This window comes from Nitrosopumilus sp., assembly GCF_025698945.1.
Taxonomy (GTDB): Archaea; Thermoproteota; Nitrososphaeria; order Nitrososphaerales; family Nitrosopumilaceae; genus Nitrosopumilus.
The window spans coordinates 1-14,798 of sequence record NZ_JAILWM010000005.1; the positions used below are offsets into that span (position 1 = coordinate 1).

Annotated in this window: 15 protein-coding genes; 6 read left to right on the forward strand and 9 right to left on the reverse strand. The window is 26.8% G+C overall.

Features of this window, described 5'->3' with window-relative positions; all coding sequences use genetic code 11:
• The 7 genes from K5790_RS09560 to K5790_RS09590 all read right to left on the reverse strand — a co-directional run.
• Positions 1 to 1,121: methyltransferase domain-containing protein (locus K5790_RS09560; RefSeq protein ID WP_297594551.1), on the reverse strand; the 1,121-nt coding region annotated here is incomplete at its 3' end.
• Between the two features lie 85 nt (positions 1,122 to 1,206).
• On the reverse strand, positions 1,207 to 1,911 hold the full coding sequence (locus K5790_RS09565) for a sulfotransferase domain-containing protein (protein WP_297594552.1): 705 nt from the start codon (positions 1,909 to 1,911) through the stop codon (positions 1,207 to 1,209).
• 29 nt (positions 1,912 to 1,940) lie between these two features.
• Entirely contained in the window at positions 1,941 to 2,768 is an 828-nt protein-coding gene (locus tag K5790_RS09570; protein ID WP_297594553.1) for a sulfotransferase family 2 domain-containing protein, read from the reverse strand.
• A gap of 54 nt (positions 2,769 to 2,822) precedes the next feature.
• The gene (locus K5790_RS09575; protein ID WP_297594554.1) at positions 2,823 to 3,509 is read right to left on the reverse strand and encodes an ABC transporter ATP-binding protein; all 687 of its coding nucleotides are present in this window, start codon (positions 3,507 to 3,509) and stop codon (positions 2,823 to 2,825) included.
• A gap of 7 nt (positions 3,510 to 3,516) precedes the next feature.
• On the reverse strand, positions 3,517 to 4,335 hold the full coding sequence (locus K5790_RS09580) for an ABC transporter permease (RefSeq protein ID WP_367182889.1): 819 nt from the start codon (positions 4,333 to 4,335) through the stop codon (positions 3,517 to 3,519).
• Between the two features lie 274 nt (positions 4,336 to 4,609).
• Positions 4,610 to 6,643 (reverse strand): hypothetical protein, encoded by a 2,034-nt coding sequence (locus tag K5790_RS09585; RefSeq protein WP_297594555.1) that lies wholly within the window; start codon positions 6,641 to 6,643, stop codon positions 4,610 to 4,612.
• Positions 6,644 to 6,720: 77 nt separating this feature from the next.
• On the reverse strand, positions 6,721 to 7,638 hold the full coding sequence (locus K5790_RS09590; RefSeq protein ID WP_297594556.1) for a lysylphosphatidylglycerol synthase transmembrane domain-containing protein: 918 nt from the start codon (positions 7,636 to 7,638) through the stop codon (positions 6,721 to 6,723).
• A 147-nt stretch (positions 7,639 to 7,785) separates the two neighbouring features.
• Here K5790_RS09590 and K5790_RS09595 point away from each other — a divergent pair, with 147 nt between their 5' ends.
• Entirely contained in the window at positions 7,786 to 8,724 is a 939-nt protein-coding gene (locus tag K5790_RS09595; protein WP_297594557.1) for a glycosyltransferase family 2 protein, read from the forward strand.
• Here the strand turns inward: K5790_RS09595 and K5790_RS09600 are convergent.
• Positions 8,721 to 9,578 (reverse strand): sugar phosphate nucleotidyltransferase, encoded by an 858-nt coding sequence (locus K5790_RS09600; RefSeq protein ID WP_297594558.1) that lies wholly within the window; start codon positions 9,576 to 9,578, stop codon positions 8,721 to 8,723. The genes K5790_RS09595 and K5790_RS09600 overlap by 4 nt on opposite strands.
• A gap of 78 nt (positions 9,579 to 9,656) precedes the next feature.
• On the opposite strand from K5790_RS09600, the gene K5790_RS09605 reads away from it, so the two are divergent.
• The 5 genes from K5790_RS09605 (at position 9,657) to rfbB (ending at position 13,757) form a co-directional block, all read left to right on the forward strand.
• Positions 9,657 to 10,787 (forward strand): DegT/DnrJ/EryC1/StrS aminotransferase family protein, encoded by a 1,131-nt coding sequence (locus K5790_RS09605; protein WP_297594559.1) that lies wholly within the window; start codon positions 9,657 to 9,659, stop codon positions 10,785 to 10,787.
• Between the two features lie 2 nt (positions 10,788 to 10,789).
• Entirely contained in the window at positions 10,790 to 11,506 is a 717-nt protein-coding gene (locus K5790_RS09610) for a WbqC family protein (RefSeq protein WP_297594560.1), read from the forward strand.
• A gap of 140 nt (positions 11,507 to 11,646) precedes the next feature.
• A complete protein-coding gene (locus tag K5790_RS09615) occupies positions 11,647 to 12,186 on the forward strand; it encodes a class I SAM-dependent methyltransferase (RefSeq protein ID WP_297594561.1) in 540 nt (179 codons plus the stop codon).
• Positions 12,187 to 12,197: 11 nt separating this feature from the next.
• Positions 12,198 to 12,689 carry a formyltransferase family protein gene (locus K5790_RS09620; RefSeq protein ID WP_297594562.1) on the forward strand — a complete coding sequence of 164 codons (492 nt, stop codon included), beginning with the start codon at positions 12,198 to 12,200 and terminating at the stop codon, positions 12,687 to 12,689.
• A 75-nt stretch (positions 12,690 to 12,764) separates the two neighbouring features.
• On the forward strand, positions 12,765 to 13,757 hold the full coding sequence (gene rfbB, locus K5790_RS09625; RefSeq protein ID WP_297594563.1) for a dTDP-glucose 4,6-dehydratase: 993 nt from the start codon (positions 12,765 to 12,767) through the stop codon (positions 13,755 to 13,757).
• Here the strand turns inward: rfbB and K5790_RS09630 are convergent.
• Positions 13,754 to 14,764 carry an SIS domain-containing protein gene (locus K5790_RS09630; RefSeq protein ID WP_297594564.1) on the reverse strand — a complete coding sequence of 337 codons (1,011 nt, stop codon included), beginning with the start codon at positions 14,762 to 14,764 and terminating at the stop codon, positions 13,754 to 13,756. The two genes, rfbB and K5790_RS09630, sit on opposite strands and share 4 nt — an antisense overlap.
• Positions 14,765 to 14,798 lie beyond the last annotated feature (34 nt).

A 14,798-nucleotide genomic window follows, 5' to 3' on the forward strand; every position in this document is an offset into this window, starting at 1 on the left:
TCTTTGAGATCAGCTTGTAATTGTTCTAATAATGTATCTTTTTCTTTGAGATCAGCTTGTAATTGTTCTAATAATGTATCTTTTTCTTTGAGATCAGCTTGTAATTGTTCTAATAATGTATCTTTTTCTTTGAGATCAGCTTGTAATTGTTCTAATAATGTATCTTTTTGTTGTGATTCATTTTGATAATGTATAATTTGTTTTTTTCTTTCTTCGATTTCATTGTTTAGATCTAAAGCCCATTTAGAACGTTCTTCAAATTCTTTTTTTAATTGAGAATAAGTTGCATCTCTTTCAGTTAATTCATTATCAAGTAAACGTACTTGTTTTTGTAGAATAGGAAAATTTTTTAAGAGAATTGTATCTTCATCAAATAAAAATAATTTACTAGAGTAATGAGGTAATTTAGAATCAGAACAAATTGCCAAAAAATATAATGCAGAATCATTTTGATCAGATTTTGTTCCTTCAACATCTAATTCTTGAATAGTGGAATTACTTTTTGAATCAAAAATTGCAAGTGTTGAGGGATAAGATTGATGAAAAATTGAAACGTATTCGAATTTAGTTTTTAGAAATTCTTCTAGTTCTTCTCTAGAATATTCTTTTTCATGGAAGGGGTTTACAGAATTGTAAGTTTTTTTGTTAGGAGTTGATAAAATAAGTAAACCATTATTTTTTAAAATTCTTTTAGCATGTGACAAAAATTGTTCTGGATTTTTTAAATGTTCTAAAATTTCAAATGCTATTACAACATCAATGCTAGAATCAGATACTTTTGGGTTAGTACAGTCATCTTCTTTAAATTGGACATTGTTTATTTTGAAATTATTTTTACAGAAAGTAATTGCTTCTTTAGATGTATCTATACCCAGTACAGATTTTGCTCCTTTTTGTGCAAGTAAATAAGATCCATATCCAGTCCCACATCCTGCATCTAAAACAATTTTATTTTTAATAAATTGGCATGAGAACATATAACGAATAATATGTTCTTGAAATAAATTTGCCAGTTCAGGACAAAAGGGTACAAATCGTTCACCGGTAAATTTTAGACTTAAATTCTGGTGTTCAGTCTTTTTGGTTAAATTTTCAAGGAATTTTTTGTATTTTTCTTCCATTATTTAATTTATTTTTGATTTGTATTTTAATTATATGAACCATACAAATAGTTTTGAATGAAAACAGAAAAGTATACAAATATAATCATTTTTTGATTAAGCCTAATAAAGAAAAATCTGAATTTGGATAATATTCTGAAAATTCATAAATTCTTTTTTTAAGGTGTTCTGGTAAATTAGTACCTCTTCCAGAGATACATACATTTCTTCTTGTAGGTTGTTGAGATGTTTTCTCAACAGACAATTCGATGTCATTAATAGTACATGGAATTTTTGCAAATTCTGTTATTGCAGATAAAACGTGTTTAGGATTATTTTTGAGTTCTTCATATGTGATGAGAAATTTTTGATCGTAAATTTCCCAAGAACAATAAAAATTGAAATACCATGGTATGATCATATCTACAATAAATTCAAATGCCTTAATCTTATCCCATTTCAAAATATCTTCAGGAACAAATGCCATAGGAATTGGGGTTCCAAATAGTTTAAAATGATCATAAAAGCTTTCTACTACATCAAAAATATTTCTTACAATTATTACAGGTTTTATTGAAAATTTTTCCAAATATGTTTTTGTTGCTTTTGAAAATCTGGTATGTTGATGAGAGACATAATTAATATCATTAAAACGTTCAAGAAAATCAATAGAGAGTTCTTGTTCACGTCTGTCATGAGAAGGAACCAACTGTACCAGATTCATTGTAGGTAAATTTTCAATGAGTTTTGTTAACCAAGTAGATCCACTTTTTGGCATAGCTGATACCAAGACATGGATTCTAGAGGACATGATTTTATAAGAAAATACATATTAAAAAACTAATTTAATTTTTGACATCTATTTCTAAAATCAATTAATTTATTATTAAAATCATGTATTTTTTGAATTTTTTGATTAAGTTCATCATTTCCAAAATTATATAATTCTAAATCATATTTATTAAAAGATAATAATTTATCGAAAAGATTTTCACCAATTTTTTTTCGTCCGTCATTTATTCTTTCTTCTAAAGTATTCTTTCGATCATGACTAACATTTTGGCTTTTATAAGAAAGGTCAATTTTTGGGAAGAATTTTTTTAATTCTTCTTCTGCAACAACTAAACTTTCATCTAATCTATCAACAATACCCAAAACAGTACAATTTTGGAGTCTTTTAAGTGCTAAATGATAATCCTCTAATGTGATAGGATTATTATCATATGATGATTTGGAAAGATACAATACCTGAAAGTTTTTCATTACAGCGTATTTTTTTAGACTTAAACTCCAATTAACAAATTCTTTTAAAGTACCAGTTTTCGCAATAATAGTTGCAATAGAATTATCTGAATCTCTTTTTTTAAAGCTGTACACAGAAAATGCTCTATCTATAGGATGTCTGATGAAAACCATTGGCAAAAAATGAAAAGATGATTTTTCAGGTATTGGAAATCTAATAATATGACTAGAAAACGCTTGTACATCAGAATGTTTTTGTAAAAAATTTAAAATATTTTCCCAATTAAAAATTTCAGCAGGGTTTGTTGCTTGATCATCCATAGTCAAATGATTTTTTGAAAAATTCTTTTTTAATATCCAATCTATAGTAGTTCCAGCATTCTTAAAGATGTGAAAATGCAAACATACAGGTTGTTTAGAAAGCATCAAACAAAATTGAAAATTAGTATTATTAATTCTTTTAAAAAATATAATTCTCAATCAAAAATAATCTTCATATTTTTTAATAATTTCCTTAGGTTTACCATCATGAATGAGTCTCCCTTTATCAAGAAAAATTACTCTATCACATAATTTTGAAACCATATCTAAATTATGGGAAGAAAACAAGATAGTTTTACCACGTTTTTTAAATGAAATAAATGCATCAAAACTTTTTTTTCTAAACGAGATATCTCCAACGGATAAAACTTCATCCACAACTAAAATATCAGGATCTATATGCATTGCAGTAGAAAAAGCAAGTCTAGAGCGCATTCCTAATGAATAATTTTTCAATTTCATGTTAGTGAATTTGTCTAGCTCAGCAAAGTGAATAATTTCATTAATTTTTAATTTAATTTCAGATTTTCTTAATCCTAACAATAGACCATATATCATAATATTTTCACTAGCAATTAAATCTCCATGAAACCCTGTACCTATTTGTAATAACGGTGATAGTTTTCCCCTAACAGAAATTGAGCCTGAATCAGAAGGATAAATTCCAGAGATTGTACGAAGCAGGGTAGTTTTACCACTTCCATTTTTTCCAATTATTCCTACCATTTGTCCTTTAGGAACATTAAAAGAAATATTTTCAAGTGCGGTTAATTTTTTGTTTCCTGTGTTTTCACTATTTCTTACAGAAAATGTTTTTGTAACATTTTTTAAAATTATAGAATCCATAATGTCACTATAGTTTTTCAGATACCTTATTTTCATACTTTTGGAAAATTGTATAGCCTAAGAATAAAATACCAAATACTATTGAAGTAGTGTAAATCCATTCTTCAAAGGTAGGAACAATTCCAAAGATAATTTTGTGACCTAATTCAATTAATTGCCCAAGAGGATTTATTTTATGAATTTCAAGTAATATTCCATTTGCATCTTGAATATACCAAAATACAGGTGATATAAAGATCAACGAATAAGTAAGAACCCCCCAAATAGGGTGAATATCTTTGAAAAACACATATGTGATTGAAAGGATATATGATATTCCCAAGACTAGTGTAAGAAATAGCGCCATAAGAAATGGCAAGAAAACAATTGTCCAGCTTAGTGAAAAATTAAAAATTGGCACTAAGATAAAGAATACAGTTAGTTGTACAAACATTAATAGTAATACAGAACCCGTGTTGACTACAGGAAAAAATTCTTTTTGTATATTCATAAAAGTCAAAATATTACTATTAACTTTCAGACTTACTAATCCATTCATACTTCCTCGTATGAATAAATGGTAGAGGAAAACTCCAAATATAAGATATATTGCAAAATCATCTTGTTTACTGACATCTTTAATGCTAGTAAATACAACATATAGAATCAAGAAAATAAAAAGAGGTTCTAATACAGACCAAAGTAAACCCAAATAGGTTCCTTTGTATCTCATTTTAATATTCAATACTGAGAAATAGAAAATAAGAGATCTTTTTTCCCACAAATTTACCAATGGAACGAAAATCAATTTAGTCAATTGAGATGTTTTTTTATTACATTTTAGCATTTCTTGTAAAAGGAAATTACATCTAAAAATAGATGATTTAATAAAAGGAATTAAGTCTTAATTAGAAAAATAGAAATATGTAAATTAATAGAATCGTATTCAACTTTGGCTCAATAACGAAAAAATGCTATTTTGTCTTATGCCAAGAAATGGAAATCAGAGTTAAGGTGTAGGAGACATTGTATGGGGATTAATAGTAAAATACAGATATACAAAATGATTCGCCAAAAACTATAGAAATAATTTTTTTATATATGAAAAATGGACTATGTAATTATTTTTCAAAATTTTCAATTGATGCTAATATTATTCCACGTTTACCTAAAAAGATTTCTTTATAACTATAAATGGAAAATTCTAAACTCATCTCAAAACTATGATCATTACATGAAAGATGTTTGTTACACAATATTACAATATAGTCAGGAAGAAGTTCTTTTGTTTCTAAATTGTCAGATTCTTGCAATATTTCCAATAAACTTTCTTCTGTATGATGAATTACAGTATGTTGAAAATTATTTCCATAAAATGGATGTTTAGGAGGTAAAGACCAAGGCCTAGGAGGTTCTTCAAGTAATGCAATTGTTGAGGACGGGAGATAATATACTTCCATAATCACATCATTCCAATACCAATGCCATGTGTCTCTTTGTTGATCAACTAGAGTAGGTGCAAATACAAAAATTAAAAACATAAGCGAAATAATAATTGAAACTTTTGCTTTAGAAGATAAAGAATTTTTTAATAACAAAATAATGATTGAAACAATTATTGGATAAATTATGAAAGATAAGTCAAGGTATGGGTAGATTTGCCAGTAAAAACTAACTAGTCTAGATACAAGATTAATTGAAATTATGCCAAAAATAATTAATTGTGGAATTCGTATTTTCCACAAAAAATAAACAAAGAAAACCTCTGTAAGAATAATTGTTCCTACTGCATATCTTAATGTGTTAAAAGTTTCTATGTGCCAGAAGTCATCAGGTTTGGGACCAGCACTAAGTGGAGTAATTAAAAATATCAACCATCCTAGTAAAATAAAAATTGACAAAAAGAGGATGTTTGATTCAAAATGTTTTGTTTTAAAATAAAATCTAGTAAAGTAAAAGAGAGTTCCCAATGTGCCAATAAATCCGAATAAAACTATTGCAGAAAATAGAAAGCCTGCTCGTTTAATGTTTGGTTCATAATATAATAGATATTCATACATTTTTTCATTATTTAAATTAGAAAAGATGGATGTATTTGCCAAATCTTTAAAAACATAGTCAGAACGAGTTTCAAACATAGTGCTGGCTAAAGGATGACCAAATTCTATCAGATTTTCTACATAATAATGACCACTGGTCAGAAATACGACAGCTATACCTATAGGAATTATTAGTAGAAACTTTTTATGTTCAAATAAAATTTTGTTTTTATTAAATAAAATTAATAAAATTATTGAGCAAAATAAAATTGCAAGACCATTCCATTTTGCAAGTACAAAAATTATTCCAGACAAAAAGAAAACCAGACTAGTTCTGTTAAAGTCACCGCGCATAACTCTTAAAATTGCAAAAGCAAAAAGTATTACACCTGCACCTAGAAGTAGATCAGCTTTTAAAGTCGATACTCCAGAAGTTCTAAACCATAAAATAAAAAACATGGAACAGCTAAATACAGTAAACCAATTAAGACGGTTAGGTAATCCTATAGCACGTCCAACCAGATAAGAGACAGTTACTATAATAAAAAAGGGTTTGAAAGAAGTTATCCAGAAAAATGAATCATTATTTGTGATTACTAATGAAGGAAGGTAAGCAAGTTCCCAATATCCTGGACCTCTAGCAGTTATAATATACGGATTAGTTTCATTTAACAACCAATCAAACATGTAATTTAATACTTGAGAAGAATCAGCTTCATCAATAGGTCTAATTACAAATAATATAACTGGCAAAACAAGAGAAAATACCACAATAGCTTTCCAATTTAAAAATTTATCTATAAAAGAAACAACCAGTGAAGAAATTTCTTTATAATAATTTTTTAAATTTATTTTTTTATCTATATGAGAAATTATCAATATTGTTAAAGCAGATAACATGTATTGTAATTCTCCATTGAAATGAAGAAACGAAAAAAGGGACGCAATACTAATAGAAAGTATGATTGTACTGATTAACCACAATGTAACTAATTCAGATTTATGAATTTCTTTTTGACTGTTTTTTGTAATTAAGAAGATTAAACGTATGCTAGTAAAAAAAAGTAAAAATTCAAAAATAAAATATAAAAATATGTGGACAATATCAAAAGTCATATTATGAGTAACAGTACATCAATAATATAATACTGTATTTAAAATATGTTAATCTTGTTTAAAAAAATTTTAAAATATTATTTGAAAAATAATTTTGTAGATATAAAACCAACTATTGTTAAAAACCAAGTACCAATTAATCTAGACATTACCATAATGGATGTTGCAAGAGATAACTCAATTCCTTTGTCAGTTAATAAACTAACAAAACTTATTTCAGTGATTCCTATACCTCCAGGTAAAAAAGTAATAATTCCAAGAAGATATGATGAAAAGGCAACAAATGTTGTAAAAATTATACTTAAATCTACATTAAAACCTTGAAAAATAAATAAGATGGCGATAGCATCTGCAATCATTGAAAGAATTGTAAAAAATAAATTTTGTGCTAAATTTTTTTTTGATGTTAATAATTGAAATAAGTGGTTAGATTCATCAAAAATTAATATATATTTTTTAAAAAAATTTATTTTATTTAATTTTCTAGAAATAAAAAGGAAAACAGATTTTGATTTAGTAAATGAATAAACTAATGTTAATATAATTATCATAAATGAAATTAGTATAAAAATTTCTATAGATTGGATAAAAAAAAGAGTAAAAGAAATAATAATTATTACGCTTGTCAAATCATAAAATTTTTCAAGAATAAAGACGGGAATGCTTTTAGATAAATCGTATCTAAATTTTTTTTTTAAAAAATAAGATTTGATCACTTCGCCAGAACTACCGGGAGTTACAGTCATACTAAGACCAGACATATAAAGTAAAATATTTTTTTTAAACGAAATTGAGATGTTAGCAGTTTTTAATAAAAAAAATTGTCTAATGCTTTTGATGAATTTTCCTAATAAAAATAATCCAAATACAGGAAATAGATATTCAATTTTAAATAATGAAATACTTTTAACAAAATCATCAAAGTCAGAATATACGATAAAAGCAGTATAAAACAAAACAAAAACTAAAACTATTATGAAGGATTTTTGAAACAATTGTGTTTACCTAATATAATGTCATGAATTCAACGTTATAAAGTAAAATATTTTAAGTTACATTTAATGGTATTCGTAAGTTATTTCACAAATTATCATTAATTTTGTTTTTTAATTTAAATATGACAGTAGATTTTTAGATAAATTGTGAATAAAATATCAATAATTATTCCAGTATTTAATGAACCAAGTTTGCCAAAGACAATTCAACGTTTACTAAATCTTAAAAATAAAATTTCTCAATATGAATTTGAATTAATTTTTGTAGATGATGGTTCAAAAGATAATTCATTAAAATATTTACTAGAGTTTAGGGAAAAATTTCCTGAAATAATTAAAGTTGTAAAACTTTCTAGAAATTTTGGAGGTCATTCAGCAATCAGAGCCGGATTAAAAATATCAGAAGGTAATTGTGTTGGTGTGATTAGTGCAGATTTGCAAGATCCTCCAGAATTATTTTTAGATATGATCAAGTACTGGGAAAAGGGTTCCAAAATAGTTTTAGCTGTTCGTAAAGAACGCCATGATTCCATCACATCTAAAATAACTGCAAATATTTATTATAATTTATTAAAAAAATATGCAATTCCTAATTTCCCTAAAGGGGGTTTTGATTTCTATTTAATAGATAGGCAAGTTGTAAATGAATTGAATCGTTTACCAGAAAAAAATACAACTACAATGAATTTACTTGTTTGGTTAGGATTCGATTATGTAACAATTCCATATGTAAGAGAAAAAAGGGAAGAAGGTAATTCAGGTTGGAGTTTAAGCAAAAAAATAAAATTAGTTATTGATTCATTTATTGCATTTTCTTATCTCCCAATCAAATTACTACCTATTCTAGGAGGAATTTTTGCAATAGGTTCTTTTGTTTATGGAGGAATCGTATTTTATAATTGGTTTATAGGTAAAACACCAATAGAAGGGTGGACATCTACAATAATTTTAGTCACTTTTATTGGAGGAATACAAATGATCATGCTTGGAATTTTAGGCGAATATTTGTGGAGAACATTAGATGAAATTAGAACACGTCCTACATTTGTTATCGATAAAATATTTGACAATAAAAAAAATAATTAGTATTTTTTTGATAATGTATTATATGAATATTTTAAAGCTTTAAAATAATTTGTAGGAGTTCCCATATCTATACAAATTTCTTTAGAATTATGTTTAAATCCAAGAATTTTATAGTTCATTTTCATCATAGTCTGAACACAATCCGTTAATTCAATTTCACCCTTTTTACTTTGTTTAGTTTTTTTTGCTGCATTGTATATATCATGATCAAAAATATTTATTCCAGATAATCCCAAATTAGAAGTAGAAATTTTTGGTTTTTCAATTACTTTGGAAACAGCATAGACGTTTTTTGATATTTTATTTCCATATGCAATTCCATATTGTTTGGGATTATCAATTTTTTTTAATCCTATTATTCCTTGAGGAGAATATTTTTCATAAGCATCAAACAATTTTTTATAGAATGATTTTGATGGAAGATACAAATCACCTAAATGAAATAAAAAAGGTTTATCACCAACAACGTCCTTAGCTAATAATACAGTATGACCAATGCCTAATTGTTTATGTTGTCTTTTCCAAATAATTGAAGATTTTTCAATTTTTCTATAAAGATTGTTTAAAATTTTTATATATTGATTGTTACCATTTTTTTTAAGAAAATCTAAAAACTCATAATGTGGAGTAAGATGATTTTCTATGGTCTCTTTTCCTCGTCCCACAATAATACAGTAATTTCGTATTCCAACATCATATAAATTTTCAAAAAGTATTTCCAATAATGGTTTTATTAAATAAGTATTATCAGGATTTTTTTGAAATATAGGTAACATGATTTTAGGGATTTCTTTAGTTACAGGTATTAGACGGCCACCTAATCCAGCTGCTGGTATCACAACAGTATCGATCATAAAAGGATAATGATATGTGGTTATAAAAATAATTAGAAAATAAATTGTTATAAGCACCTTACCGTATGTTCATGATTATTGAAAATTCCATTATACATTCCATCAATTTCAAGGAAAGATAAGCATATGATGTTGAATGCACTTGATGATCCTCAATTAACAGATGGCCCAAGATTAAGAAAATTCGAATCTAAGTTTGGTTATTTTACAAAAAGTAAATTTTCAATGGGAGTATCAAATGGAACTTCGGCAATCCATTTAACACTTAAAGCATTAGATATCAAAAAAGGCGATGAGGTTATTGTTCCGGATTTAACATTTATTGCAACTGCAAATGCAGTTCTACATTGTGGGGCAACACCCATTCCAGCAGATATTGATTCTACATTAAACATATCCATAAAATCTATTGAGGAAAAAATTACTAATAAAACAAAGGCCATAATCCCAGTTCATTTTGCAGGTAGTGTATGCAATATTATGGATATAATAAAAATTGGAAAAAAAAATAATATAAAAATTATTGAAGATTGTGCTCATTCATTAGGGGCATTTTTCAAAAATAAACATGTAGGAACATTTGGTATTGCTGGATGTTTTAGTTTCTATCCAACAAAAAACATCACGACAATAGAAGGGGGAATGGTAATTACAGATTCAAACATAATTTCAAAAAAAATCACTCAAGCAAGGAATCACGGTTTATCTAAGTCATTAATTGAGAGACATATGAAAAATAAACCATGGATTTATGATATGAAGGATTTTGGATATAATTTTAGACTAGATGAGGTTAGATCGTCTTTAGGTTTGTCCCAATTATTAAGAATTAAAGATTTAGAAGCAAAAAGGATTAATGCTGCTAAATACTATAATAAAAAATTAGAAAATGTAAAAGGAATAGAAACACCATCAACATATGTTGGAAAAAATCATATCTACCATCTATACATAATAAAAATAAACAAATCTTTTGGAATTAGTAGAAATAAAGTTCATGAAAAATTGATAAACCAAGGAATATTTACAACGGTACATTATAAGCCAATTCACAAATTCAGTTATTTTAAAAAATTAGGTTTTAAAGATAAAGACTATTCTTCTACTATGGATGCATATAGAGAATGCTTAACATTACCATTATATCCAACTATTAAAAGAATAGAACAAGATTACATAATTTCAAATTTATTAAAACTTCAAAAATGAAATTGTCTTATACTAAAAATGAAAAAATTGTGGTAAGTATAATTCAACCTGCCTTATTTCCATGGTTAGGATATTTTGATATTATTAACAAATCAGATTTTTTTATATTTTTTGATAATGTAAAATTTGAAAAAAGAAATTGGCAAATGAGAAATAAGTTGAAAATTATTTCAGAACAAAATGAAAAAGAAACTTGGATCAGTCTACCTACAAAAGAAATTTCTCAAAAAACATTAATTAAAGATGCATTAATAGACAATACAAAAAATTGGAAATCCAAACATATGACTATGTTTCGTAGTAACTACGGCAAAAATGTCAACGAGATTAAATTTTTGATAGAGATGTATGAAAAAAATTGGGATTATATTTCTGATTTTAATATTGAATTCATTACAAAATGTTCTCAATATTTACAAATTGATACTAAATTTGTTAAGGCATCAAGTTTGAATGTAGATGGTAAAAGAAGTCAATTGTTGTTAAATATATGTAAAAAGCTTAATGCCACTGAATATCTTTCAGGACCTAAAGCTAAAACGTATCTTGATGCTGATAAACAATTATTTGAAAATGAAAATATAAAAATCACATATCATGATTATAAACATCCTATTTACAATCAAAAAGGTAATTTATTTATAGAAAAATTATCAATTTTAGATCTACTATTTAATGAAAAAGAAAAATCCAGAGAATATTTCCAATTCAATAAATAAAAGGGTCAAAATCATATGAAAAACTCTTATGCCCATATTTGTTTTCCAATTTATTGGATTCAAAAACCTTCAAATCCATAATTAGGCATTATACAAAGCTTCATGAGGAATATGGAACAACTCCTGCTGGAATTGGATGGATGAAAGGTAAACAAGACATTAGATTTAATGCTGTATCAAAAATTGGAGTTTTAAAAAATTCAAGTGTAATTGACATTGGATGTGGCTATGGTGATTTTCTTGCTTTCCTAAATAAAAAAAGGTTTAATGTAAAATATACTGGAATTGATATTAATGAAAGATTTATTGATATTGCAAAAAGTAAACATCCGAATTCATATTTTGATGTAAGAGATATAGAGAAAAAGCCACTTAAAAAAAAATTTGATTGGGCATTTGCAATAGGAACTACAAATCAAAATGGGAGTTACTCATACATAGAAAAACTAATGAAAGAAATGCTTAAAATTTCAAAAAAAGGAATAGCAATAGACTTTCTTAGTACTTATGTTGATTTTAAAAAACCTTCAAATTTTCATGCTTCACCAGAAAAAGTTTTCAAAATTGCAAAAAAATTCTCAAAAAGGGTGGTTTTAAAACATGATTACTTACCATTTGAATTTTGTATTTTTATATATAAAAATGATAAAATTTCAAAAAACATATCATTTTTAAAATAAGGTGGATATTATTGATTAGAGTATATACAAAAACAAGACATATAGAAAAAATTCAAAAATTTTTAACCAAGAATAATTTAAAACATGAAATTTACACAATATATGACAATCCTCCAGATACAGATTTTGAACTAGGAATATGTTATGTTTATACTAGAAAAATTACAGAGCCACTTTTGTCAAAACCAAAAAAAGGTTTTGTAAATTTTCATCCAGGTCCACTACCAAAATATAAAGCAAGCCCAGGGATTTCCCAATGGAATGTTGCAATTGAAAATAAGGAAATGAATTGGGGAGTCACAGTTCACTACATGGATGAAGAGTATGATACAGGACCAATTATAAGAGTAAAAAAAATTCCATTACATGAACCACCTACATCCTATGAAGAGCTCGCTGCAATTTCATATTATTTTCTGTTTGAATTATTCAAAGAAACAATAATCGATATTTATAATGAAAAAATAAAACCAATATCTCAAGATGAATATGAAGAAGAATAATTAATGAAAAATAATTCGATATTTATTCGATTTTAAAATAAAGGTAAATATGTCAATTAATAATAGTTTAAAATTATGAAAATTTTAGTTACTGGTGGTTGTGGTTTTATAGGAAGTAATTTTATAATTGAATTTTTAAATTCAAAAAAAAATGCATCCGTCATTAATCTTGATGCAATGCTAATTGGGTCAAATCCTTTGAATTTGCAAGGAATTAAAACTAAAAACTATAGATTCGTGAAGGGGAATATTTGTGATAAAAAAATCATTGAGAAATTAATACCCAAAGTAGATTGTGTTATTAATTTTGCTGCACATAGTCATGTAGATAGAAGTATTAAAAATTCTATGCCATTTCTAAAATCAAATGTGCAGGGAGTACATACCATTTTGGAAACGTTGAGAAAAAATAAAAAAGTAAGACTAATTCAGATTTCTACTGATGAAGTTTTTGGGGAGACATTATCAGGTATGAATAAAGAGAATAGCCCATTATGTCCTTCAAATCCTTATTCAGCTACAAAAGCTTCAGCTGAAATGCTTGTAAAGGCATACGCTAGAACATACGAGCTTGACACCATAATTACAAGGTGCACAAATAATTATGGGCCAAGACAATTTCCTGAGAAATTAATTCCAAAAACAATAATTGCAGCATCAAGAAATGAGAAAATTCCAATACACGGAGATGGTCAAACTACAAGACATTGGACTCATGTTTTTGATCATTGCAATGCATTACTAAAAGTAGCACAGCAAGGAAAAAGTAATCAGATATACCACATAGCAGATCCAAATGAGATAACCGATCTTAAAATTGTGAAAAATATTTTAAAATTAATGGGAAAATCTGAAGACTTGATTGAATTTGTACCAGAGAGACCGGGTAAAGATAAACGGTATTCATTAGACACAAATTTAACAAAGAAAAAATTAAGATGGAAACCAAAGATTCCTTTGAACCAAGGAATTAAAGATGCAATAGAATGGTATCTAGCAAATAAAAAACAATGGGGCTCAATTTCAAAAAAAGCTAGAAATCCAACTCCTTGGTTAAAGTCTGATTAGAGATTATTTTTAATATAATCAATAGATCTAACTGGGGAAGGATCCGTTTTGTCCATAACTGCCTTAAAAATTGATGAACAGTCTAGCAAATAGATCATGCAAATTAGTTTTGTAAAAATATGGCCATCTACAGAGCGAACTTCTAGGTATTCAATACTATTTTCATCAAAGTATTTTTTTACGATAGACCATCTCTCCTTGGTTTTCACATAATCATCTTTACCCTGAATCAAAATAGGTTGTACATTAGATTTTGTTTCCCAAGCAACTATTCCGTTATGACAAGCCTCAATAATATCCTCAGTTATTGCATGAATCTTTACATTTTCTTGTAAGGAAGATTTGAATCGAATTGCTACAGATTGTAATCCATATGGGTAATAGATCAAAGGAATGCCAGTTATCCAAGTTGCAATTCTCAGCGATTCGTTAGAGGTAGATAAATTTCTAAAAGAAATTTCATTACAAATTTTTTCGAGTTGAATAAATGATTGCTCAACTTCTAATTTTGAAATAGGCAATATTTTATTTAACACTTTGAGAATAGAGTATACATATTTTACAAATGAGGCTCTAGGGGAATGAATTTTTTCAATTTTTCTAAAATTTATGTTATTTTTAGAACAAATTTCTTCTATTTTTCCCCCTGATGAGAATGCAATTGTATGACAGTCCATTTTAATGGATGATTCTAAAACGTTTAGCGTTTCTTTAGAATTTCCCGAAATACTTGTAACTACAACAAGTGTATTTTTATCAATGGTGTTTGGAAGTAAATATCCCTTGACTAGTGTAACATGAAAATTGGTTTTAGAAAAAATTGACGCAAACAAATCCCCTATCGCACCAGATCCTCCCATTCCTGCAAAAACAACATGATTAATTCTCTCCAATGAAACCTCATCAATATCAGAATAGAATGCCTCTTTAGCAATCTGTGGCCATCTATCATACACCTTATGCATACCACTTGGATCATATTTTTCCAGATCAGAAGGAGTAATCATTTAGATGAAAGGTTCAAAGTTTACAATATAACAA